Raw genomic sequence first — 22,845 nt, 5'->3', positions numbered from 1 at the left:
TCGCTGGAGTACCCGGTGTTGCCTGATGCGGCTGTGGTATTAGCGTTGTGGAACGACGATTACGGTGTCGCCGGTTTTACCTTTTGCGCCGGTGTCGCCCTTGGCGCCGTCGTAGCCGGTAGCACCAGCTTCGCCCTTGGCGCCATCGGCTCCCGAGGTGCCGGTGGCACCTTTGGCACCGTCAAAGCCTGGCGCTCCGCTATCGCCGGTGGCACCCGTGGCGCCGGTAGCGCCGGGACGAGCCTCGGCACCCGTGGCGCCAGTCGCACCGGTAGCGCCAGGCGCGCCGGCGGGACCAGCGACCACTTGCACCACTGGCGGCGGCGTTTCGCGCTGGCAGGCGGTCAGGGCGAAGGTGGAGGTAAGCGCGAGCAAGATCAGGGCGTGTTTCATGATGAATCCTTTGGGAGAGACTGCGCCGCCGTGTGCGGAACGGCTCGACGGCGTCGGGCGCGAGTTTCGCAGGGCGGTGTGAGGGAATGAGACTATGGCCAAGTGGCCGTGGCCGCCACGTCATGGACGATACGGCGGGGCAGGCGTTGGTGGTAGGTTTGAAGCATGCGCTCTAATGCCGAGGCGAACCGTTCGTTTCCGTACATAGCGGATGGTGGGGGGAGATCCGCAAACGAAAACGCCAACCTGCGTTGCGTGGGTTGGCGTTTTAGGGCCATTAATGATGCATTTCGGCAGCGGTTGATTGCTGGCCCGCTTGGCCGGGCTGGAACGCTCTTTCGCTTGCCGCTGTGTCGTAGAACGCCTCGAACCGGGCCACTTTGCCGTCTCGCAAAGAGAATACGTGAACCCAGGGACTGTCATATTCGCGGCCGGTTGGCTTGGCCTGCCAACTGCCTTCGCCGATGACCACGACCTTGTCGCCCTCGGCAATGAATTGTGTGGGTTCAAACCTGATGGTTTGCAAGGCGGCGCCGAGTTTGGCGAAGAACTGCGCAATGCCCGACCTGCCATGGAAGTTGCCGGAGAATGGTATCAACTCGGATTCCGGAGTGACCCACTCGGCGTCCTCGTGATAGCGGTCCAGCAGCAGCTGGATCTCGCCGTTTTTGTAGTGTTGATAGCCCTCCATCACCACTTGCTTGTTTTCCTGTGTGCTCATGTAAGCCTCCCGATGTTGTCGGCTAGCCGACGACAGTCGCGGATGGTCATGTCGCGGTAGTCGATTCAGATAGCCTAATACTCCGCAAAAGGAAGTCAAGCAAGGGCGGGCTTGGGGCGTCAGCCGAAAAGTTTGTCATGCAGAAGGTTCAGACGGAGCGGACCTATGCGACGCATGGATTTTTATTTTGGTGGCGGGGCGCCTGCTACGGGACTCCCAGGAACAACAGCGATATTCGTGTTATGGGCAGCGGAGATAAGCCAATGACCGTCGCGCTTGACAAATACCTGGGTAAACAAACCTTCGCGAGGCGTGCGCGGCGTGCCGTCCGGATTTTTATCACCGCGCAGCCCCCACGCCTGGTGGGCAACGGCGACGTCCGGCTTTAGAAAGCGTATATCCAATTTCAGGTTAGTCCACACGCTATCCTTGAACATCATTTCGTGGACTAGTGCATGGTTTTTCTTGATCTCGGCAGGTCCGATCCATCTCCGGCCATTGACTTGCACAAAATCGGCGTCATCGGTGAAGAGGCTGGAAAGCGTCGTCATATCGTGGCGGTTCCAGGCGTCCTGCCAACGACTTTCGACTTGCTGTATCGCCAACTCGTCATCCGAAGGGGCCGCACGAGCGGACGACAGATCCGTCACCGCCAGGGTCGTAAACAACGCAAGCACAAGTCGGAATCGCATCAATGCTCTCCAGTTGACATTGCAAATAAAGCCATATTGACATATTAGCGATGGTTTTGCGTTAGTCAAGTGCGATCGGAATCGGCAAACGAGCATCCGCTGACTCGGAGTCAGGACTACGGAACCCACAAACGACAACGCCCACTTGCATGAGTGGGCGTTGCGTGAGGTATGTTCTTGGTGGCCCGGGGCGGAATCGAACCACCGACACAAGGATTTTCAATCCTCTGCTCTACCAACTGAGCTACCAGGCCAAGGGCCGCAATTATAGCAGACGGTCCCCGGGGGTTGACAAGGGCCAGTTGCGACTTTTATTGACAGCAATAATGTCGAGGTATAAATTTGGTCGTTTCGGCTATCTCATTCGACAGGGACAACATGAAACAGGCGACTTGGTTGTTGGCGGGGCTGGCGTTCACTGGCGCGGTGCATGGCGCCGAGCTGACGCCGGTGCAAAAACAGATGCGCGAGATTTACCAGGAGCTGGTGGAAACCAACACCACCAATTCGATCGGCTCGTGCACCGTGGCCGCCAACAAGATGGCCAAGCGCCTCAAGGACGCCGGCTTCAAGGACGCCGACCTGCACCTGATCGTGCCGCCCGGCGGGCCGAAAAAGGGCAACCTGGTCGCCCGCATCAAGGGCGACGGCAGCAAGAAGCCCTTGCTGCTGCTGGCCCACATCGACGTGGTGGAGGCCAACCGCGAGGACTGGCTGCGCGATCCGTTCAAGCTGGTCGAGGAAGACGGCATGTTCTACGCGCGCGGCTCGTCGGACGACAAGGCCATGGCCGCGTCGTTCGTCGCCAACATGATCCGCTATAAAAAGGAAAAGCTGGCGCCCAAGCGCGACGTCGTCATGGCGCTGACCTGCGACGAAGAGATGGTGCCGACCAAGTTCGACGGCGTCGAATACCTGTTCAACCACCACCGCGCCCTGATCGACGCCGAGATCACGCTGAACGAAGGCGGCGGCGGCCTGCTGGACAAGGAAGGCAAGCCGGTACGCCACGGCATCCAGGCCGGCGAGAAGGTCTACCAGAGCTTCCAGCTGGAAGTCACCAATCCGGGCGGCCACAGCTCGGCGCCGTACCGCGACAACGCCATCTACCACCTGGCGGACGGCCTGTCGCGCCTGGGCAAGTTCGCCTTCCCGTTCAAGCTGTCGGACGTCACGCGCGCCTTCTACGAGAAGATGTCGACCATCGAAAAAGGCCAGGTGGCGGCCGACATGAAGGCCATCCTCAACAATCCGCCGGACGAGGCGGCGCTGGAGCGCCTGTACACGCTGAGTCCTTCGCACAACTCCACCGTGCGCACCACCTGCGTGGCGACCCAGGTCAACGCCGGCCATGCCGACAACGCCTTGCCGCAGCGGGCGCGCGCCACCGTCAACTGCCGCATCCTGCCGGGCGAGCCGATCGAGGAAGTGCAGGCGACCTTGCAGCGCGTGGTGGCCGACGACCAGATCAAGATCACCCGCATCGGCGAAGGCGTGGCCAGCCCGATGCCGCCGCTGACGCCGGCGCTGATGAAGGCGGTCGAGGAAATCAGCAACGACATGTGGCCGGGCGTGCCGGTGATTCCGACGATGTCGACCGGCGGCACCGACGGCCGCTTCCTGAACAGCGCCGGCATCTGGACCTACGGCATCAGCGGCATGTTCCACGGCCCGGAAGGCAGCGGCGCGCACGGCCTGAATGAACACATCCGCGTCAAGTCGCTGTACGACGGCCAGGAGTACCTGTACCGCCTCGGCAAGCGCCTGGCCACGGAATAACCCCGGGGTTATTCAGGCACGATGATGCGCCAGCGCCAGGGTTTCAGCACTGCCTGGCCTTCGTCGCCGGCCAGCTTGTATTTCTGCAGCGTGCCGGTCGGGTTGACGATCACGCGCACGTTGTTGTTGCCCTGCTGGCGCTTGAAGGCGAACAGCTGGTCGTTGCCGACGTCGAGCACCTGCACCGGCGCGCCGCTGGCGCCGTTCCACAGCGCGGCGTTCTCCTTCTTCAGCTGATTCAGGCCGGCGTAGAAGCCTTCCAGCTCATAGGTCTTCCAGTCGATGGGATCTTTTTCGAAGAACTCCAGCTTTTTCTCCAGCCGCGATTCCTGGCCGCTGTAGATCAGCGGCATGCCGGGCAGCGTGTAGCTCAGCACCGCCATCGCGCCGTAGGCCGGGCCGTACAGGTCCTTGTCGGAACCCTGCCACGAATTGATGTCGTGGTTGTTGGTGAACTGCAGACGGTAGGCGTCGCGCGGGTAGGCCTTCGGTGGATTGGCCACGAAGGCTTTCAGTTCGGCCGCGCCGGCCTGGCCCTTGCCGATTTTTTTCATGATCTCGTTGAGCGGCCAGTCGTAGCTGGCGTCGAAGGCCTTCTCGTGCAGCGCCGGCTCGTTCCATTCGGCCAGCATGAACACCGGCTTGATCTTGTCCAGCTGCGCGCGCGCCTGGTTCCAGAACTCGGTCGGCACCAGGCCGGCGGCGTCGCAGCGGAAGCCGTCGATGCCCGCTTCGCGCACCCAGTAGGCCATGGCGTCGGTCATGCCCTTCCACAGCGCCTTGTTGCCGTAGTCGAGGCCGATGACGTCGGTCCATTCCTCGGTTCCACCCGCTTCGTTCTTGAAGGTGACGGAATAGATTTCGCCCTTGTCGTTTTTCTTGTACCAGTCCGGATGCTGGGTGGCCCACGGGTTGTCCCAGGCGGTGTGGTTGCCGACCCAGTCCAGTATCACGTGCATGCCCAGCGCGTGCGCCTGCTTGACCATCTTGCGCAGGTCGTCCATGGTGCCGTAGTCCGGGTTGACGGCGGTGTAGTCCTTGACCGCGTAGTAGCTGCCCAGCGTGCCCTTGTGGTTCTGCTGGCCGATCGGGTGGATCGGCATCAGCCAGATGATGTCCACGCCCATCGCCTTCAGGCGCGGCAGCGTGGCACTGAAGGCGTTCAGCGTGCCTTCCTTGCTGTACTGGCGAAGATTGACTTCGTAGATGTTGGAGCTGCGGCTCCAGGCCGGGTGCTTCACGGTGCTGTTCTCGGCGTGGACCGCGAGCGGCCCGCACAACAGGGCTGCCAGCGGCAGCAAGGCGGCAAGCTTTTTCATGCGTCTCCTTTTATTGTTTCAACGTGCGTTCGAACAGCTGGTAGATGCGGCGGTATTCATCGTACCAGCTCTCCGGGTGGACGAAGCCGTGACGTTCCATCGGGTATGGGGCCAGTTCCCAGTTGTCTTTTTTCAGTTCGATGAAGCGCTGGGCCATGCGCACGGAATCCTGGAAGAACACGTTGTCGTCGATCATGCCATGGGCGATCAGCAGGTTGCCCTGCAGTTTGTCGGCGTATTCGATCGGCGACGACACCTTGTACGCGTCCGGGTCCAGGTCCGGCGTGTTCAGGATGTTGGCGGTGTACTCGTGGTTGTAGGTGGTCCAGTCGGTGACGGGACGCAGCGCGGCGCCGGACTTGAACTGTTCCGGCGCGCGCAGCATCGCCATGAAGGTCATGAAGCCGCCGTAGCTGCCGCCGTAGATGCCGACGTTTTTGGCGTCGCCCTGGTGGTTGGCGATCAGCCAGTTCAAGCCGTCGATGTAGTCTTCCAGTTCCGGATGGCCCATCTGGCGGTAGATCGCCGTGCGCCAGTCGCGGCCATAGCCAAGCGAGGCGCGGTAGTCCATGTCCAGCACGATGTAGCCTTTTTCCACCAGCAGGTTGTGGAACATCTGCTCGCGGAAGTAGACCGGATAGCGCTTGGTGGTGTTCTGCAGGTAGCCTGCGCCGTGCACGAACATCACCACCGGATATTTCTTGCCCGCTTCCAAGGTGGCCGGGCGATACAGCTTGGCCCAGACCGGATCGGCGCCGTGCGTCGACGGTACGGCGACGATTTGCGGCGCGACCCATTCGCGCGCCTTGTAGTCGGCGGTACGGGTGTCGGTCAGCTGGGTGGCGGCGCCGCCGCTGCTGGCGACGGTGGCGATCTGCGTCGGCATGTAGGCGGCCGAGTAGCGTACCAGCAGCTTGCGGCCGTCCGGCGACAGCGCGAAGCTTTCTACGCCGCCCAGCGACGTCAGCTCGCGCAGCGCGCCGTCCTTGGCCGAGGCCGAGCAGACTTCATAGGTGCCCGGCAGCTTGGGATTGCACAGGAAGTAGGCGGTGCTGCCGTCGGCGTTCCATTCGATGGCGCTGGTTTCCCATTTGCCGGAGGTCAGCGCGCGCGACTTGCCGTCGGCCGTCATCGCGTACAGATGGGCGTAGCCGCTTTCTTCCGACTGGTACCACAGCGTGCTGTTGTCCGGCTGCCAGCCGAAATCGTTGCCGCGATTGTTGACCCATGCGGCATCGCTCAGGCGGTGCACCGGTTTCAGCCTGGCTGCCGCCAGGTCGACGGTGGCGATCCAGCGGTCCTTGTTGTCGATCGCCTGCGCCATCACCGCCACTTGGGCGCCGTTGGCGGTCCAGTGGATCGACTCCTGGCGGGACTCGAAGCGGATGCCGCGGTTGCCTTTGAGCGGATCGAGCTTGTGCGCGGCGCGCAGCTCGGCCAGCGGATCGACGTTGATGCCGGGCAGGGTGTCGAACAACAGCTCGGTCACCTTGCGGGTCGCCAGTTCAACCAGTTTCAGTTGCTGCGCCTGCGGGCCGGTATCGCTGACGCGCTTGCGCTGGTCGTCGGTTTCCTCGTAGCCCGATTCGGTGACGTACTTGGCCAGCTTGCCGATGCGGCGCTTGTCGCCGTCCTTGGCGCTGGTGACCACCAGCAGGTAGCGGCCGTCCGGCGACAGCGAGCTGGCGTCGATGGTGACTTTGTCGCCCAGGTAGACCGGCAGCGGCGCGCGGGTGGCGTCGGCGCCGCGCTCTTCGTTGCGGCGGTCGCGCGTGGCGTCCTTCTCTTCCTTCAACCGCGCCAGCGTGGACATCAGGCGCAGTTGCAGGTCGCGGCGGGTGTCGGCGTCCGGCGCGGCGTCGGGATCCTTGGCGGTGCGCAGCAGCGCGACCGGCGACACCAGGCGCTCGCCGCGGCTCCAGCTGAACCAGTCGCTGGCGACGCGGAACTGCACGTGGGCGCCGTCGGCGGCATATTGCGGATCGGCCGCCGGCGTGGTGCCGCGCAGGATCTGCGTCAGAGCGCCGGTCTTCAGGTCGCGCTCGAACAGGTCGCCGTTGCGCAGCAGGATGGCGCGCGTGCGGTCGCGGTTGTAGACCGGATCGGCGCTGTCCAGGTTGGCCAGCTGCTTGTCGTCCACCTTCTTCGCTGCGTACGGTGTGGCGATCTGGAAGGTGTCGCGCAGTGGCGAGCCGGCGCGCTTTTGCTTGAAGTAGACCTGGCGGCTGTCCCAGCCCCACCATGCCGCTTCGACCGGGTTGCCGATCCAGTCGGGATTGGCCATGGCCTGGTCCAGCGTGATCGGGGTGGGAGTGGCGCCGGCGCTGGCGGCAAGGGAGCCGGCCAGTGTGGCGGCTAACAGGGGCAGGACAAAACGCATTGGTAGGTTCGCTTTGAGGTTGGGTGAACGGGAGCGCCGGATCGCGGCGCGTCCAAGATTCTAGCCCAAGCCTCAGTTGCGGGCCATCTTGTCGGAAGTGCCATGCTTGGCGTCCGGGCCGCTGCGGTGCGGCGACAGGCGCAGCGCCAGCAGCAGCATCACGCCGGCCGTCAGGCAGACGCCGATCAGCGCCGCCAGCATGACGGCGCTGCCGCCCCAGTTCAGCAGGCGCGCGCCGAGCGCGGGACCGAAGGCGCCACCGGCGCCGCCGGCGGTGCCGATCAGCGCGATGCCGATCGCGGCGTGGCGGCGCGGCAGCAGGCCGGCCAGTATCGCCAGCAGCAGCGGCGCGGCCGACGCGACGCCCAGCACCGCCAGCGACAGCCCGGCCAGCGACCATGCCAGGCCGTCGTTGGCGGCGATCGCCAGTCCCAGCCCGCCGGCGGCCAGCACCATGCAGGCGACGAAGTGGCCGCGCCGTTCGTGGCGGTGGTCCGAGTCGTGGCCGATGGCGACCATGCCGACCACGCCGGCCGCATACGGCAGCACGGCCAGCCAGGCCGGCTGGATGTCGGCGCCGTCGGCGCCCCAGCGCCGCAGCAGGTCCGGCGCCAGCGCGGCCAGCGCGTAGCCTGCGCCGATCAGCAATAGATTGGATACGGCCAGCAGGGCGATGGCCGGATCGCGCGCCAATGTCCAGCCGATGGCGGCGGGGCCGGCATCGGCATCCCGCGCCGCGGCGCCATGCTGCGCCTCGTCGCGTTCAAGGTCCTGTTCCACCATCTGCTGTTCGAACGGCGACAGCCAGTCCGCGTCGTCCGGCTGCTCGTCGAGACACAGCCAGACCGCCACGCCCAACAGCGCGGCGGGCAAGCCTTGCGTCAGCAGCAGCCATTGCCAGCCCTGCAGGCCGCCCTGGCCGTGCAGCGCCTGCAGCGTGTAGCCGGACAGCGGCGCGGCGGCGGCCGCGGCGATCAACGCGGCGGTGGCGAAGATGGCGTACACGCGGGCGCGCCGCGCGGCCGGGTACCAGCAGCTCAGATAGTAGATCACGCCGGGGAAGAAGCCGGCTTCGAACACGCCGACCACAAAGCGCAGCGCGTAGAACTGGAAGGGCGTGCGGACGAAGGCGGCGGCGGCGGAAGCCAGGCCCCAGCACAGCAACAGGCGCGGCAGCATTTTGCGCGCGCCGATTTTTTGCAGCAGCAGATTGCAGGGCAGCTGGAACAGGCAGTAGCCGAGGAAGAACAGGCCGGCGCCCCAGGCGGCGGCCTGGTCGCCGAAACCGAGGCTGTGCCGCATCTGCGATTGCGCGTAGCCGATGTTGACGCGGTCCAGCCATGCCAGCGCATAGCCCAGCATCAGCAAGGGCAGCAGGTGCCAGCTGATCTTGCGATAGATGGCGTCCATGCCGGCGGCGCCGCGCAGATGCAGCAGCTTGGCGCCCGCGCTCATGGTGCGGCTGCCGGCGCGGTGGATGCGATGGCGGAATCGGTCTGCATGCTGCCGATATTAGCCGCACCTAAAAGCTTAGGCAAGCTCCCGGCGCTTGGCGCCGCTCAATACAACAGGGGACTTCAGGCGGCGGCGCCGCTGGAATAGATGCGGGTGCGGCGCGGACGCAGTTCCGGCTGGCTGGCGGCATCGTCTTCTTCCTGCGCCAGGAACATGCTGCCGATCTCGAACCACTCCTCGCTGGAGATGACCTTCTGCGCCAGCGGCAGCAGTTCCTGCTCTTCCTTGTCCAGCCGCTTGAGCAGGTTCTGGCAATACAGATCGACGGTGCGGCACAGGAACTTGCCCTGCGAGGCGCTGCGGCGCATCGCGCGGCGCAGGCATTTGTGCACCGCGTTGAGCATCGCGCCGCCCAGCTTGCTCAGCGATTCCATATCGTTCATCAGCGCGGCGCAATTGCTGTCGGCCGCGCGCACGGCCGGCATCAGGCAGGCTTCGACCTTGCGCTGGTGGCGCGCCTCGGCAAAGCTGGTCAATTCCTTGAGCTGGGATTCGATGAACACAGGATCGATTTCCTGCGGACGGCGGGCGATCGACTGCACGTACTGCAGCAGCCGCGAGATGAAGTGGCGTTCCTTCTTCTGTTCGATAGATAGTGTCAACAAGACATAGGTGGCAGTAAGCATAACGTTTCCCGTATTTCGTCTGACTTCGGCTGCGCGGCAACGTCGGATGGTGGACACGCCCGAGGTGAGGAGTGTTACCTTAGCCCCGAGGCGGGCTCATTCCACGTCGATTTACAATTGTTCACATCTGCTGGTGTGTCAATAACATAGCGAAGATTACCGGCGGGGAAAACGAGTTGTATGCACGTCAAGCCGGTCGTGATCGTGCGTACTCTTCCTGTCTGAGTAGGAAATTATGCACCTTTTTTGCGCGCGAAAATACGTGATTTATTACGGCGATCAAAAATAATTTGTATCAGCCGCGGCGATTTTTCGCCGCGGCTCTATGCTGCATTGCGGCGAAATCAGGCGCCCAGCGGCGCGCCCAGATAGGCGCTGCGGGGCAAGCCGAAGCCTGCCTTGACTTGACGCGCCGTGTCATCGGCCAGCACTTCGGACTCGCCCGCCTCCAGCGCGGTGACGATGGCCTGCGCGACGTCGGCCGGCGCCGCTTTCGGCGCATCGATGCCGGCGGTCATGTCGGTGTCCATATAGCCCATGTGCGCGCCCAGCACTTGCGTGTTTTGCGCGAACAGCTCGCCGCGCAGGCCGTTGGTCAGCGCCCAGGCGGCCGCTTTCGACACGCTGTAGGTGCCGGTGCTCGGCAGGCTGATCCAGCTCAGCGCGGACAGGATGTTGACGATGGCGCCGCCGCCGTTGCGCTTCAGCGTCGGGGCAAAGGCGTTGCTCAGGGCCAGCGGGCCGAAGAAGTTGGCTTCCAGCTCCAGGCGGGCGGTCGCGATGGCCTCAGGCGACGTCACGCCGCCGCCGGAGGAGATGCCGGCGTTGTTGATCAGGATGGTCAGGTCGGGGATGGCTTGCACTGCGGCCGCGATGTCGGCCTCGCTGGTGACGTCCAGCTTGATCGGCGTCACGCCCGGCAGGGTGACGGCGGCGGGATTGCGGGCGCCGGCATAGACCTTGCGCGCGCCGGCGTTGAGGGCGGCTTGCGCCAGGGCTTTGCCCAGGCCGCGGTTGGCACCGGTGACGAGTACGACGGCATCTTTGAAGTTCATGATAGTTCCTTTGGTGTGGTTAAAAATATAAATATGACCGGTCATCTTAAAAAAACAGCGAAAAAAAAACGGTACTGCATGAGTTACCTCAAACTACATCAAAATCCGGTCCAGCGTCATGACCAGGAAACGCTCCAGCGGCGCCCGGCTCTTGGCCGCCTTCGCATGCAGCACGGCGCCCTGCCATGCGTCGATGATGAAGTTGGCCAGTTCCAGCGCCGGCTGTGCCGTGCTGACGCTGCCGCCGCGCTGCGCCTCGGCGATCAGCACCGCCAACCTGGCGCTCCATTCGTCGTAGGAATCCCTGAGCGCCGTGCGGATCGCCGGGATCTGGTTCGACAATTCCGAACTGAAGTTGCCCAGCAGGCAGCCGCAGTTGTAGTCGTTGACGGCGTTGGCTTCGATCAGCAAGCCGAAATACCGTGCCAGCCTGGCCTTGGGTTCCAGCGCCGTATCGTCCAGCACCGCGAGGTGCTCCCCGGCCACGCTGGCATAACGCTGCAACACTTCGATCCCCAGCGCTTCCTTGCTGGCGAAGTGGTTGTAGAACGAGCCCTTCGGTACACCGGCCGCTTCCGTGATGTCTTGCACACTGGTTGCATTGAACCCTTTGCTGTGCAGCAGGTTCAGGCTGGTGGTAACGATTTGCTCTTTGACGTTAGGTTTAGGCATGTGTGTAATATGACTGGTCGTCTTAAAAAAGTCAAAGGCTTTTTTCCTATGGAGGTGATAGCATACCGATAGTTTTTTACTTATGGTTAAGAGGATTGTGTAATGAAGGCAATGGCATCAACCGGTATCTGGATTTCCCTGGCGCTGCTGGCGGGCTGCGCGTCGACCCCGGAGGCGGCGCCGGAGGCTGTGGCCACGGCGAAAACGGCCAAGTGCAACCGCAACGCCGACGCGCCGACCGGCAGCTCGATCACGCGCCGCGATTGCTCGGCCAATCCGGACGTGCAGACGGTCGATGCCAAGGAGTTGCTGGACCAGAAGCGTTTCACGATGCCGACCGATCCAGGCAGCCGGCGCTAGTTACAGTTGCAGTTGGGCTAGAATAGGAACTCCGCAGTCGATCCGGAGTCCGCTTGCTTCCCCGTTTGTTCATTCTTGCCGGTTTAGCTATGCTGCTGTCCGCTGCGCCGGCGTGGGCGGGCTGTTCCCGGACCATAGTGGTGCCGGTGGCGCCGACCGGCTTCAGCGTCATCATCGACGGCGGCAAGGTGTCTGGCGTGTTCCCGGACGCGTTGCGGGAACTGGGCAAGAAAGCCGGTTGCGAGTTTGCCTTCCCGGTGATTCCGCGGGCGCGCATTTCGTATATGTTTTTGCAGTCCGGCGAGGCCGACCTGCTGTTGCCGGCCTCGCGCAGCGACGAGCGCGACAGCCAGGCCGACTTCGTGCCGATGATGAAGCTGAAGATGGCGCTGATCAGCAACAAGAACGGCCCGGTGCGCGCGGCCAGCGTGGCCGAACTGCTGGCGCACCCGGACTGGCGCGGCGTGGTGGTGCGCAGCTATGTGTTCGGCAACGAATACAACGCGCTGATGGAGCAGCTGGAGGCGCAGCGCCGCGTGTCGTATGCGGCGGCGCCGCTGATGGTGGCGCGCATGATGAAGGCGGGGCGGGCCGACTTTACCGTTGTCGCGCCGACGATATTTCTGACCTCGCTGAACGAGGATCCGGAGATGGCGGGTTTTGCCGGCCAGGTGCGGTTCTCGGCGCTGGACGGCTTGCCGCCGACCGACAGCGGCATTTATGTGTCGCGCCGCTCGTTGAGCAAGGCCGACCAGGCGCAGCTGCACCAGCTGCTGCGGCAGGCGGCGCAGGGCACGTTGTGGAAATGGTTTCAGCATTACTACCCGGCGCATATCGCGGCCTTCGCGATCCGCCACCATGAACCGGTCACCAAGTGAGGGAATCCATGCGCCGCCTGCTGCTGTCATTGTTGCTGGGGTTGTCGTTGTCCGCGCCCGCTCTCGGCGCGCCGCTGACGCTGAAGATGTGCATCTTCGATCATCCATTCCCGCCGATGACCTTGCCGGACGGCAGCGGCCAGGCGCAGGAGCTGTTGCGCCGCGCCTCCAGGCTGCAGCCGGTGCTGATACAAAACGTGGTCAAGCCGCGCTTCGACTGCATGGAGCAGCTGCGCACCGGCCAGGTGGACGCCATGCTGGCCGCCTTCATCGAAGACCGGACCTCGTACGGCGCCTTCCCGATGGCCGGCTCGCAGCCGGACACCAGCCGCGCCGTCGGCGAGCTGAACTTCTCGGTGTCGCGCCGCCAGGGCGGCACGGTGGAGTGGGATGGACGGCGCTTCCACGGGCTGGGGCGGCAGCCGGTCGGCACCCAGCCGGGCTTGCTGCACGTGGCGCTGTTGCGCCAGCTTAACGTCGTCATCGACGACAGCGGCGGCAGTCCGGAACAAGTGTTTGCCATGCTGGCGCAAAACCGCGTGGCGGCCGTCGTGACCCAGCAGGGCGAGGGCGAGGCGCTGATCGCCGACAAGTACCGGGGCCAGATCGAGATGCTGCCGCGCCCCTTCATCGTCACGCCGATGTATCTGATCGTCAACAAGGCGTTTTATCAAAAGAACCAGGCGCAGGTCGAGGCGTACTGGGATGCGATCAGGCAGGCACGCGGCGGCAAGTAGCCCAAGTAGCATAAAGTAACAGTTTTGCTTGCTGCGCCGCACTCTTGGTATGATGTCCGACAGCCGGCCACGAGCCGGCCATTTCTTATAAACGTCGGAGATCACCGAATGAGATTACCTCTGCTGCTGCTCGGCACCGCCGTCGCGGCGTCCAGCGCAATTGCCGCGCCGCGCGGCTTCACCGTAGAAGACCTGGTCAGGATGGAGCGCGTCGGCAGCCCGGCGCTGTCGCCGGACGCCACCCGCGTGGTGTACACCGTGCGCTCGACCAATATGGACAAGAACCGGGGCAACACCCAGCTGTGGATGCTGGACTTGCGCGCGCCCAAGGCGGCGCCGGTGCGCCTGACCCAGGCCGACGCCAGCAGCAGCGATCCGGAATGGTCGCCGGCCGGAGACGCCGTCTACTTCCTGTCGGCCCGCTCGGGCTCGCAGCAGGTGTGGCGCCTGCCGCTGGCCGGCGGCGAAGCGGCCAAGGTCACCGACCTGGCGCTGGACGTCGAGAACTTCCGCCTGTCGCCGCAGGGCGACCGGCTGGCGCTGAGCGTGGCCGTGTTCCGCGACTGCGCCGACCTGGCCTGCAGCAAGGCCCGCCTCGATGCGCAGGGCAAGAACAAGGCCAGCGGCAAGGTCTACGACAAGCTGTTCGTGCGCCACTGGGACACCTGGGCCGATGGCCGCACCAACGTGCTGTACTCGGCGCCGATCGACGCCACCGGCAAGGTCAGCGCGCAGCCGGTCAGCCTGTCCGGCATGCTTGACGGCGACGTGCCGTCCAAGCCGTTCGGCGACCACGACGAATATCACTTCAGCCCGGACGGCAAGACCATCGCGTTCTCGGCCCGCATCGCCGGCAAGACCGAAGCGTGGTCGACCAACTTCGACGTCTACACCGTGCCGGCCGACGGCGGCGCGCCCAAGAACCTGACCGCCGACAACCAGGCCTGGGACACGAAAGCGATCTACTCGCCGGATGGCAAGACGCTGGCCTACCTGGCCATGGACAAGCCGACCTTCGAGGCCGACCGCTTCCACCTGGTGCTGATCGACGTCGCCAGCGGCAAGAAGCGCACCGTCGCCGACGGCTGGGACCGCTCGGTCGCCGACTACCGCTGGACGCCCGACAGCAAGACGCTGCTGGCCACGGCCGACGACGTCGGCCAGCACCGCCTGTTCGCCATCGACGCCGCCAGCGGCAAGGTGGCGCCGCTGACCGGCAACGGCTATGTCAGCGCCTTCGACGTCGCGCGCGACACGGTCGTCATGGCGCAGGCCAACCTGTCGTCCGGCGCGCAGCTGTACAAGTTCAAGCTCGGCGGCACGGCTGACAAGGCGGCGCAGCTGACCACGCTGAACGCGGCCGCGCTGGCCGACGTCAAGTTCGGCGAGTACGAGCAGTTCTCCTTCACTGGCGCCAACGGCGAGACCGTCTACGGCCACGTGATGAAGCCGTGGAACGCGCAGCCCGGCGTCAAGTATCCGATCGCCTTCCTGGTGCACGGCGGCCCGCAGGGCAGCTTCGGCAACTCGTGGAGCTACCGCTGGAATCCGCAGGTGTATGCCGGCGCCGGCTATGCCACCGTGTTCATCGACTTCCACGGTTCAACCGGCTACGGCCAGAAGTTCACCGACTCGATCAGCGGCGACTGGGGCGGCAAGCCGCTGGAAGACTTGCAAAAAGGCCTGGCGGCCGCGGTGCAGAAATTCCCGTGGCTGGACCGCGAGCGCAGCTGCGCGCTGGGCGCGTCGTACGGCGGCTTCATGATGAACTGGATCGAGGGCAACTGGTCCGACGGCTTCAAGTGCATCGTCAACCACGACGGCGTGTTCGACACGCGCGGCATGGCCTACGCCACCGAGGAAATCTGGTTCACCGAATGGGAAAACGGCGGCGCCTACTACGACGTGCCGGAACTGCACGAGAAGTTCAATCCGGCACTGAAGGTGAAAAACTGGAAAACGCCGATGCTGGTGGTGCAGGGCGACATGGACTTCCGCATCCCGACCGCGCAAGGCCTGGGCACCTTCACCGCGCTGCAGCGCCGTGGCGTGCCGAGCAAGCTGATGGTGTTCCCGGACGAGAACCACTGGGTGCTGAAGCCGGCCAACTCGGTGCTGTGGCACCACACGGTGATCGACTGGCTCGATACCTACCTGAAAAAATAAAACCAGTTTAACGACACAACGCCCGCGACGACGCGGGCGTTGCCGCATTCAAGGACAGAACATGAAAAAAACATTGATCGTTGCCGCCGTCGCGCTGGCCTACAGCACCGCCCAGGCCGCGCCGGCCGCCGCTACAGCCGCCGCTGGCACCGCCACGCGCGCCGAAAACGCCTTCCTGTCGCAAGCCGACGCCGCCGCCCGCTCGGCGCGCGTGGCCAATGTCGACTACACGCTGGAGTTTGTACTGACCGGCAAGGAGACCTTCTCCGGCACCACCACACTGGACTTCGATCTGAGCGACGCCAGCCAGCCGCTGACCATCGACCTCGACAAGGCGACCATCGCCAGCATGACGGTCAACGGCAAGGCCGTCGCGCCGCAATACAACCAGTGGTTCATCACCATCGCCCCGGCCGACCTGAAGGCCGGCCGCAACCGCGTCACCATCGCCTACCAGCGCCCGCACAGCACCAACGGCGAAGGCTTGCACCGCATGGTCGACCCGGTCGACGGCCGCGTCTACACCTATTCGCACTTCGAGCCGGCCGCCGCGCACCAGATGTTCCCGCTGTTCGACCAGCCGGACCTGAAGGGCACGTACGAAGTCACCGTCACCACGCCGGGCGACTGGGTGGTGTCGTCGACCAAGCGCGAGACCGGCATCCAGGAGATCGGCGCTACCCGTCGCTGGACCTTCCCGCGCACCAAGAAGCTGAGCACCTATAACTTCTCGATGCACGCCGGTCCGTACAAGGTGTGGGAAGACAACAGCGGCAAGTACCCGATGCGCCTGTTCGCGCGCCAGTCGGTGGCGGCGCAGGTGTCGCCGCAGGACTGGTTCAAGTACACCAAGCAGGGCCTGGCCTTCTTCGACAACTACTTCGGCGTGCCTTACCAGTTCGAGAAATACGACCAGCTGCTGGTGCCGGACTTCCTGTACGGCGCGATGGAAAACGCCGGCGCCATCACCTTCGCCGAGCGCGGCTTCCTGTACAAGGAGGAAATGACGGCGGCGCAGAAGCAGAGCCTGGCCGGCGTCATCATGCACGAGATGGCCCACCAGTGGTTCGGCGACCTGGTGACGATGAAATGGTGGAATGGCCTGTGGCTCAACGAATCCTTCGCCTCCTTCATGGGCACCCTGGCGACCGCCGAATCGACCGAGTTCAGCAACGCCTGGCAGGGCTTCTATTCGGGCGCCAAGCAGGGCGCCTACGTGCAGGACCAGCGCGTGACCACGCACGCGATCGAGACGCCGGTGCCGTCGACCGCCAACGCCTTCGACAACATCGACGCCATCACCTATTCCAAGGGCGCGTCGACCCTGAAGCAGCTGCGCCACCTGCTGGGCGAGGAAGTGTTCCGCCAGGGCGTGCACAACTACCTGGTCAAGTACTCGTACCAGAACGCCAGGCTGGACGACTTCATCGGCAGCCTGGGCGAGGCCGCGCACCGCGACCTGAGCGGCTGGACCAAGCAGTGGCTGTACGAGCCTGGCGTCAACACCATCGCGGCCGAGTTCAGCTGCGCCGGCGGCAAGATCAGCGCCTTCAAGCTGCGCCAGGCGGCGCCGACCAAGGCCATGCCGACCTTGCGCGAGCAGCGCGTGCAGATCGGCCTGTTCAACCTGGGCGCGCAGGGTCTTGCGCTGAGCAAGAACGTGGCCGTCACCTACCAGGGCGCCAGCACCGCCGTGCCGGAACTGAAGGGCGCCGCTTGTCCGGACCTGGTGTATCCGAACTACCAGGACTGGGGCTATGCCCAGGTGCAGTTGGACAAGAAGTCGTTCGCCACCGCGCAGGCCAGCCTGAGCAAGGTGGACGATCCGCTGCTGCGCTCGATGCTCTGGCAAAGCCTGTGGGACAGCGTGCGCGATGCCAAACTGCCGCTCAACGACTTCCTCAAGACCGCGCTGGCCAATGCGCCGGCCGAGAAGGATTACACCTTGCTGGGCGACATCGTCGGCAAGATCCGCGCGTCCAAGCATTACCTGGACCTGATGGGACCGTCCGCCGCGGCCTACAACGCGCAGGTCGGCGCGCAGCTGGAGCAGATGGCGTTTGCCGCCATGCAGGCGTCCAGCGGCGACAAGAACTTCCAGCGCCGCTGGTTCTCGCTGTTCATGGGCGTGGCCAGCAGCCCGGCCGCGTTGCAGCAGATGGCCGACATCCTCAGCGGCAAGCTGGTGGTGGAGGGACTGAACGTCAGCCAGGACGTGCGCTGGGAAATCGTCGGCCACCTGAACCGCTACGCCTATCCGGGCGCGGCGGCCTTGCTGACGGCAGAGCAGGAGCGCGACAAGTCCGACAGCGGCCAGTCGGCCGCGCTGGCCGCCACCGTGGCCCAGCCGGACGCCAAGGTGAAGGCCGAATGGCTGGCGACGATCGCCGACCTGAAGACCAAGCTGCCGTTCTCCAAGATCCGCACGGCCATGAGCAGCATGTATCCTGCCGAGCAGGGCGCCTTGAACGAGCTGAGCGCCAACCAGCGCCTGGCCACGCTGGGCCAGGTCGACAAGGATGCCGGCCCGGTCTTTATGCGCAGCTACGCCACCTCGATGATACCGGCCGCGTGCACGCCGGCCAGCGTCCAGCGTTTGCAAGCGACAATTGTTAAATTGAAAGATTTGTCTGCTGGCACAAAACGTTCCCTTTTGGTAACTCATCAGGAAGATGAACGCTGTGTTGCCATTAAGAAAGCGATGACAGTATTTTAATTGCCGGTCGTTAGACCTCGAAAGCCAGCCGTCCGGCTGGCTTTTTTTTTACCCCGCCGGTTGTCGTTCGATGACCGCATAAAATCATCTTTATATACGTACTTGGCGGACGATGGCTATTTTTACCGGTTATTTCAATGCGATACGAATTTTCAGTATCTTTGCTGTTTTTTGTGAAATAACAACACAAATATACCAAAATTAACATGATTTTGTGACTAGTGGATGACCTCGCTTACATAGCGCCAGCCGTATTTTGTTTGGTTTTATTGAAACATAAGAAAACAATTAAGCTTAGCATTTCAGCATTGCTGCGGTGCTCGTTTGATATATTAATTGTTACTTTTTAAAAGTAGAAACGGGTACCAGCTGGCGCACAGACCGGGCGGGCCATGGCTTAACCAAACCACAAGGCAAGAGAATGAACCATTTCACGCAACTGAAAACGATCGGCGCCGCTACGTTCGGCGCGTTGGCGCTGATGGGCGCCGCACCGGCCATGGCGGACACCATCAACTTTGAAACGATAGGCTCTGCCATCTACAACGGCACCGAGACCTTCAGCGAAGCCGGCTACAACATGACGGTCATCGATACCCCGGCCAGCGAGACCGGCACCGGTTTCGCCGGCGGCGTCGGCAACGGCAGCGATCCCTACCTGTGCGAAATTGCCGCGTGCCCGACCGGCAACGGCAGCTACTTCTACATGGGTCTCAACGACGGCACCCTGAAGGTCAGCCGCGCCGACAACCAGGCATTCCGCCTTTACAGCGTGGACTACGCCTTCCTGCCGCCGGTCGGCGGCCTGGCCGGCTATTCCTACGGCCAGATGACGGTGGTGGGACAAAAGGTAGGTGGCGGCACGGTCTCCTTCAACTACGATTTCCCGGCGCTGATCGGCGGCCAGTCGCCCTTCCTCGGCGCCGTGCTGAGCCATGACTTCGGCAGCACCGCCTTCAGCAGCGTGACCATCGGCGCCTGCCTGTTCGATGGCGCCAGCTGCGTCCACCCGGCCGGCAACCAGGCGCAGTTCAGCATCGACAACCTGAACCTGGCCGCCGTGCCGGAGCCGGAAACCTACGCCATGATGGGCCTGGGCCTGGCCGTCATCAGCCTGTTGTCGCGCCGCCGCGCAAAAAAAGCCGCTTCGATCAACGCCTGAGCACGAGACCACACATGAAACTTCGTCCTATTTCCTCCGCCATCCTGATGTTGCTGGCGACGGTTGCCAGTTCGGCCTTCGCCGACGCCGAGCGCCATTCGTACATCGTGCAGCTGACCGACAAGCCGGTCGCCACCTACACCGGCCAGGTGGCCGGCCTGGCCGCCACCATGCCGCCGCAAGGCCAGCGCCTCGATGTCGACGCCGCCGACGTGCAGGCCTACCTCACCTATCTGGACGCCAAGCAGAACGACGTCATCAACACCATCAGCGCCGCCGAGATCACCCACAAGTACGACGTGGTGTTCAACGGCTTTGCCGCGATGCTGACCGACGATGAAGTGCGCGCGCTGAAAAAGAACAGCGGCGTGGCCGCCATCACCGCCGACTCGATGATGGAGCTCGACACCAGCTACACCCCGAGCTTCCTCGGCCTCGACAAGGCCGGCGGCCTGTGGGAACAGCTGGGCGGCAAGGGCGCGTCCGGCGAGAACATGATCATCGGCATCGTCGACGGCGGCATCTGGCCTGAGCAGCCGAGCTTTGCCGACCGCGTCGACGACAACGGCAACCCCAGCCACAGCGGCGCGACCCGCGTCTACGATGCGCCGCCGGCCAGCTGGAAGGGCAGCTGCGACATCGGCGAAGGCTTCGGCGCCAACAACTGCAACAACAAGCTGATCGGCGCGCGCTACTACAAGGCGCCGTCGCAGACGCTGCACTGGACCGAGTTCCTGTCGGCGCGCGATTCGGTGGCCGGCACCGAAGGGTCGGGCGGCCACGGCGACCATACCGCCAGCACCGCCGGCGGCAACAACGGCGTGACGGTGACCACCGGCGGCGTCAACCTGGGCAAGATCACCGGCATGGCGCCGCGCGCGCGCATCGCCGCCTACAAGGTGTGCTGGACCGACGGCGCCACCGCCAAGAACGGCTGCGCCACGTCCAACAGCGTCTCGGCGATCAACCAGGCGGTCAAGGATGGCGTCAATGTCATCAACTTCTCGATCGGCCCGAGCTCCGGCGGCGGCACCTTCAACGAAGCGACCGAGCAAGCCTTCCTGGGCGCGGCGGCGGCCGGCGTGTTCGTCGCCGCTTCGGCCGGCAACTCCGGTCCGACCTCGACCGCGCCGGCGCCGGCCTCCCACATCAGCCCGTGGCTGACCACGGTCGGCAACTCGACCCACAACCGTATCTACCTGGCCGACGCCGTGCTGGGCAGCGGCGCCACCGTCAGCGGCGCTTCGGGCAACGCCAACACGCCGTCGGCGCCGCTGATCCTGGCCAAGGACGCCGGCCTGGCCGGCGTCGATCCGGCCGACATCAATCTGAGCCGCTGCTTCGGCGCGGCCGACGGCCAGCCCGCCCTGCTCGATCCGGCCAAGGTGTCGGGCAAGATCCTGGTCTGCGACCGCGGCAACAACGTGCTGGTCAACAAGAGCGCGAACGGCAAGACCGCCGGCGCGGTCGGCGTGATCATCGCCAACGTGGAGGGCGGCGCCACCACCATCCTGAACCAGGCGCACTCGATCTCGACGATCCACATCACCAAGGAAGACGGCGCGGTGGTCAAGAACTACATCGCCGCCAATCCGGCCGGCGCCACCGGCTCGCTGGGCAACCTGCACGCCGCGCTGGACGCCACCGTCAAGGCGCCGATCATGAACGGCTCGTCGTCGCGCGGCCCGAACGTGGCCAACGCCAACATCCTCAAGCCCGACCTGACCGCGCCCGGCACCGACATCCTGGCCGCCGTGTCCGCCGACCTGACCCGCGACCAGCGCAATGCCGTAGCCGCCGGCGGCGTGGCGCCATCGGTCAACTGGGCGTTCTACACCGGCACCTCGATGGCGTCGCCCCACGTGGCGGGCATCGCCGCGTTGCTGAAGCAGCGTCATCCGGACTGGACCCCGGCCGCCATCAAGTCGGCGCTGATGACCACCGCGACCGACACCTTCGCCGATGGCCAGAACGGCGCCATGGCCTGGGACGCCACCGCCAGGACCACCGGCACCCTGCCGTGGGGCCAGGGCGCCGGCCATATCGCGCCGACCTCGGCGGCCGATCCCGGCCTGGTGTACGACATCGCGCCGGTCGACTACGTGCGCTTCCTGTGCGGCCAGAACCTGGTCTACACGGCGGCGCAATGCTCGGCGGCCGGCGGACCGATCACCGCGCAGAACCTGAACCTGGCTTCGCTGACGGCCGGCAACGTCCTCGGCTCGATGACGCTGACCCGCACCGTCACCAACGTCGGCGCCACCAGCGCGACCTACAACGCCGCCGCTTCGGTACCGGGCTACACGGTCGACGTGCAGCCGGCAACGCTGGTGCTGGGCGCGGGCGCCAAGGGCACCTTCACGGTCAAGATCACGCGCACCAACGCGCCGATCGACACCTGGGTCTACGGCAAGCTGGTATGGACCGACGGCGTGCACACCGTGCGCAGCCCGCTGACCGTGCGCGGCAGCGCGCTGGCGGCGGCAGCGTCGGTGTATAGCGAAGCGACCACCGGCAGCAAGATCCTGACCGTGGGCACCGGTTTCGCCGGCAGCATGAGCAGCGTCAAGGGCGGCCTGATTCCAGCGGTCCAGGAATCGCGTGTCGTCGGCCAGGCCAACACGGCGGCCAACACCACCAGCCAGTGCGCGGCGGGCGGCGCAACCGGCGTCAACGTGCATACGGTGACCATCCCGGCCGGCACGCTGATGGCGCGCTTCGCGCTGTTCGACGCCGACACGACCGGCAACGGCCACTCCGACCTCGACCTGGTCGTGGTCAAGGGTACGACCGCGGTCGGCAGCAGCGGCGGATCGACCGCCAACGAGGCGGTGCAGCTGCTGGCGCCGGCGGCGGGCGACTACAAGGTGTGCGTGATCGGTTATGCGCCGGTGGGCGGCCAGGCGACTTATGCACTGTCGAGCTGGGTGGTGCAGCCTACTTCGACCGGCGGCAACTTCAAGGTGCTGATGCCTGGCGCGGCCACCATCGGCGGTACCGCTTCGGTGGGCATGAGCTGGTCCGGCCTGCCGGTGGGCAAGCGTCACGTCGGCGTGGTGAACTACCTGATCGGCGGCGTCAAGCAGGGCACGACGGTGATCGATGTCGACACCACCGATCCGTTGCCGCTGTTCCAGAGCGCACGCAGCAAGCCCGTGCTGGCTGACTGATTGTTCCGGCCGTAGGAAGAAGGGCCCCGCAGGCTGTTTGCTGCGGGGCTTTTTCTATTGTTGGCTGGCGCCGCCGCCAGGCTGGCCGGGTTGCGGCGTCCTGAGTTCACAGCGGCCGGCGCGGCAGGTGGCGCCGGGATCCGGCGTCACTTGGCAGGTGGACATCAGGCCGGCGCGCGCGTCTTCGTCGCGGCGTGCTGCCGCGTGCTGTTCGACCAGCTGTTTCAGCTTGGCGGCGTCGGCGTTGTTGTCTGACCAGGCCAGGTAGCTTTCCGGCCCGCCGCAGGCCTTGGCGCCGACACCCATGCTGTGGCACTGGCTGTCGCGCTCGCAACTGTTGGCAGCATTGGCGGACTGGATGCGCTGCCATAGCGCGGCGCTGCCTTCGCTGCCTTGGACGGCCGGCGGCGCGCTGTTGCAGGCGGCTGCAACCAGCAGCATCAGGCCGGCGCCCGCCAGACGGAGAAAGTGGGGATAGGTTTTCATCAAGCCATGATGATCCTA

18 protein-coding genes and 1 tRNA gene are annotated in these 22,845 nt (G+C 64.7%); 8 read left to right on the top strand and 11 right to left on the bottom strand.

Going from position 1 to position 22,845, the window contains the following annotated elements:
• Positions 1-39: 39 nt before the first annotated feature.
• The 4 genes from ACCD07_RS13880 to ACCD07_RS13865 form a co-directional block, all read right to left on the bottom strand.
• Positions 40-375 carry a collagen-like protein gene (locus ACCD07_RS13880; RefSeq protein WP_413447658.1) on the bottom strand — a complete coding sequence of 112 codons (336 nt, stop codon included), beginning with the start codon at positions 373-375 and terminating at the stop codon, positions 40-42.
• Positions 376-670: 295 nt separating this feature from the next.
• Positions 671-1,114, bottom strand: a complete 444-nt coding sequence (locus tag ACCD07_RS13875; RefSeq protein WP_176655439.1) for a nuclear transport factor 2 family protein — start codon at positions 1,112-1,114, stop codon at positions 671-673.
• A 182-nt stretch (positions 1,115-1,296) separates the two neighbouring features.
• The gene (locus tag ACCD07_RS13870; RefSeq protein WP_413447657.1) at positions 1,297-1,806 is read right to left on the bottom strand and encodes a YybH family protein; all 510 of its coding nucleotides are present in this window, start codon (positions 1,804-1,806) and stop codon (positions 1,297-1,299) included.
• Between the two features lie 178 nt (positions 1,807-1,984).
• Positions 1,985-2,060 (bottom strand) — tRNA-Phe (locus tag ACCD07_RS13865).
• 124 nt (positions 2,061-2,184) lie between these two features.
• Between ACCD07_RS13865 and ACCD07_RS13860 the strand changes: the two genes are divergently transcribed.
• Positions 2,185-3,585 (top strand): M20/M25/M40 family metallo-hydrolase, encoded by a 1,401-nt coding sequence (locus ACCD07_RS13860; RefSeq protein ID WP_413447656.1) that lies wholly within the window; start codon positions 2,185-2,187, stop codon positions 3,583-3,585.
• A gap of 8 nt (positions 3,586-3,593) precedes the next feature.
• Here the strand turns inward: ACCD07_RS13860 and ACCD07_RS13855 are convergent, their stop codons facing one another.
• The 6 genes from ACCD07_RS13855 to ACCD07_RS13830 all read right to left on the bottom strand — a co-directional run bounded on the left by ACCD07_RS13855 (position 3,594) and on the right by ACCD07_RS13830 (position 11,152).
• On the bottom strand, positions 3,594-4,904 hold the full coding sequence (locus ACCD07_RS13855; RefSeq protein WP_413447655.1) for an alpha-amylase family glycosyl hydrolase: 1,311 nt from the start codon (positions 4,902-4,904) through the stop codon (positions 3,594-3,596).
• 10 nt (positions 4,905-4,914) lie between these two features.
• On the bottom strand, positions 4,915-7,284 hold the full coding sequence (locus ACCD07_RS13850) for a prolyl oligopeptidase family serine peptidase (RefSeq protein ID WP_413447654.1): 2,370 nt from the start codon (positions 7,282-7,284) through the stop codon (positions 4,915-4,917).
• 72 nt (positions 7,285-7,356) lie between these two features.
• Positions 7,357-8,739: an MFS transporter gene (locus ACCD07_RS13845; RefSeq protein WP_413447653.1), complete on the bottom strand. Its 1,383-nt coding sequence runs from the start codon at positions 8,737-8,739 to the stop codon at positions 7,357-7,359.
• 122 nt (positions 8,740-8,861) lie between these two features.
• Complete coding sequence (locus tag ACCD07_RS13840) at positions 8,862-9,425, bottom strand: hypothetical protein (protein WP_176655447.1); 564 nt, start codon at positions 9,423-9,425, stop codon at positions 8,862-8,864.
• 344 nt (positions 9,426-9,769) lie between these two features.
• A complete protein-coding gene (locus ACCD07_RS13835) occupies positions 9,770-10,480 on the bottom strand; it encodes an SDR family oxidoreductase (protein ID WP_413447652.1) in 711 nt (236 codons plus the stop codon).
• Positions 10,481-10,573: 93 nt separating this feature from the next.
• Positions 10,574-11,152 carry a TetR family transcriptional regulator C-terminal domain-containing protein gene (locus tag ACCD07_RS13830; RefSeq protein ID WP_413447651.1) on the bottom strand — a complete coding sequence of 193 codons (579 nt, stop codon included), beginning with the start codon at positions 11,150-11,152 and terminating at the stop codon, positions 10,574-10,576.
• A gap of 102 nt (positions 11,153-11,254) precedes the next feature.
• Here ACCD07_RS13830 and ACCD07_RS13825 point away from each other — a divergent pair, with 102 nt between their 5' ends.
• The 7 genes from ACCD07_RS13825 to ACCD07_RS13795 all read left to right on the top strand — a co-directional run bounded on the left by ACCD07_RS13825 (position 11,255) and on the right by ACCD07_RS13795 (position 22,341).
• Complete coding sequence (locus ACCD07_RS13825) at positions 11,255-11,512, top strand: hypothetical protein (RefSeq protein ID WP_413447650.1); 258 nt, start codon at positions 11,255-11,257, stop codon at positions 11,510-11,512.
• 89 nt (positions 11,513-11,601) lie between these two features.
• Positions 11,602-12,390 carry a substrate-binding periplasmic protein gene (locus ACCD07_RS13820; RefSeq protein WP_176655451.1) on the top strand — a complete coding sequence of 263 codons (789 nt, stop codon included), beginning with the start codon at positions 11,602-11,604 and terminating at the stop codon, positions 12,388-12,390.
• Positions 12,391-12,398: 8 nt separating this feature from the next.
• Positions 12,399-13,127, top strand: a complete 729-nt coding sequence (locus ACCD07_RS13815; protein ID WP_413447649.1) for a hypothetical protein — start codon at positions 12,399-12,401, stop codon at positions 13,125-13,127.
• A 108-nt stretch (positions 13,128-13,235) separates the two neighbouring features.
• Entirely contained in the window at positions 13,236-15,293 is a 2,058-nt protein-coding gene (locus ACCD07_RS13810; RefSeq protein WP_413447648.1) for a prolyl oligopeptidase family serine peptidase, read from the top strand.
• Between the two features lie 61 nt (positions 15,294-15,354).
• The gene (gene pepN / locus ACCD07_RS13805) at positions 15,355-18,009 is read left to right on the top strand and encodes an aminopeptidase N (protein ID WP_413447647.1); all 2,655 of its coding nucleotides are present in this window, start codon (positions 15,355-15,357) and stop codon (positions 18,007-18,009) included.
• Positions 18,010-18,430: 421 nt separating this feature from the next.
• Complete coding sequence (locus ACCD07_RS13800) at positions 18,431-19,171, top strand: NF038120 family PEP-CTERM protein (RefSeq protein ID WP_413447646.1); 741 nt, start codon at positions 18,431-18,433, stop codon at positions 19,169-19,171.
• A gap of 14 nt (positions 19,172-19,185) precedes the next feature.
• Positions 19,186-22,341: a S8 family serine peptidase gene (locus ACCD07_RS13795; protein WP_413447645.1), complete on the top strand. Its 3,156-nt coding sequence runs from the start codon at positions 19,186-19,188 to the stop codon at positions 22,339-22,341.
• Positions 22,342-22,395: 54 nt separating this feature from the next.
• Here the strand turns inward: ACCD07_RS13795 and ACCD07_RS13790 are convergent, their stop codons facing one another.
• Positions 22,396-22,827, bottom strand: coding sequence for a hypothetical protein (locus ACCD07_RS13790; RefSeq protein ID WP_413447644.1), 432 nt, complete (start codon positions 22,825-22,827; stop codon positions 22,396-22,398).
• Positions 22,828-22,845: the final 18 nt, after the last annotated feature.

It is taken from the genome of Duganella sp. Dugasp56 (genome assembly GCF_047304105.1).
Classification (GTDB): Bacteria; Pseudomonadota; Gammaproteobacteria; order Burkholderiales; family Burkholderiaceae_D; genus Rugamonas; species Rugamonas hordei.
Note: the sequence above shows the minus strand (reverse complement) of the source record. Positions and strands in the feature narration are given on the sequence as shown.

Coding starts and splice junctions, on each gene's coding strand:
- ACCD07_RS13875 (WP_176655439.1), bottom strand. CDS start 1,114: ATGAGCACACAGGAAAACAAGCAAGTGGTGATGGAGGGCTATCAACAC.
- ACCD07_RS13870 (WP_413447657.1), bottom strand. CDS start 1,806: ATGCGATTCCGACTTGTGCTTGCGTTGTTTACGACCCTGGCGGTGACG.
- ACCD07_RS13860 (WP_413447656.1), top strand. CDS start 2,185: ATGAAACAGGCGACTTGGTTGTTGGCGGGGCTGGCGTTCACTGGCGCG.
- ACCD07_RS13855 (WP_413447655.1), bottom strand. CDS start 4,904: ATGAAAAAGCTTGCCGCCTTGCTGCCGCTGGCAGCCCTGTTGTGCGGG.
- ACCD07_RS13850 (WP_413447654.1), bottom strand. CDS start 7,284: ATGCGTTTTGTCCTGCCCCTGTTAGCCGCCACACTGGCCGGCTCCCTT.
- ACCD07_RS13845 (WP_413447653.1), bottom strand. CDS start 8,739: ATGAGCGCGGGCGCCAAGCTGCTGCATCTGCGCGGCGCCGCCGGCATG.
- ACCD07_RS13840 (WP_176655447.1), bottom strand. CDS start 9,425: ATGCTTACTGCCACCTATGTCTTGTTGACACTATCTATCGAACAGAAG.
- ACCD07_RS13835 (WP_413447652.1), bottom strand. CDS start 10,480: ATGAACTTCAAAGATGCCGTCGTACTCGTCACCGGTGCCAACCGCGGC.
- ACCD07_RS13830 (WP_413447651.1), bottom strand. CDS start 11,152: ATGCCTAAACCTAACGTCAAAGAGCAAATCGTTACCACCAGCCTGAAC.
- ACCD07_RS13825 (WP_413447650.1), top strand. CDS start 11,255: ATGAAGGCAATGGCATCAACCGGTATCTGGATTTCCCTGGCGCTGCTG.
- ACCD07_RS13820 (WP_176655451.1), top strand. CDS start 11,602: ATGCTGCTGTCCGCTGCGCCGGCGTGGGCGGGCTGTTCCCGGACCATA.
- ACCD07_RS13815 (WP_413447649.1), top strand. CDS start 12,399: ATGCGCCGCCTGCTGCTGTCATTGTTGCTGGGGTTGTCGTTGTCCGCG.
- ACCD07_RS13810 (WP_413447648.1), top strand. CDS start 13,236: ATGAGATTACCTCTGCTGCTGCTCGGCACCGCCGTCGCGGCGTCCAGC.
- pepN (WP_413447647.1), top strand. CDS start 15,355: ATGAAAAAAACATTGATCGTTGCCGCCGTCGCGCTGGCCTACAGCACC.
- ACCD07_RS13800 (WP_413447646.1), top strand. CDS start 18,431: ATGAACCATTTCACGCAACTGAAAACGATCGGCGCCGCTACGTTCGGC.
- ACCD07_RS13795 (WP_413447645.1), top strand. CDS start 19,186: ATGAAACTTCGTCCTATTTCCTCCGCCATCCTGATGTTGCTGGCGACG.
- ACCD07_RS13790 (WP_413447644.1), bottom strand. CDS start 22,827: ATGAAAACCTATCCCCACTTTCTCCGTCTGGCGGGCGCCGGCCTGATG.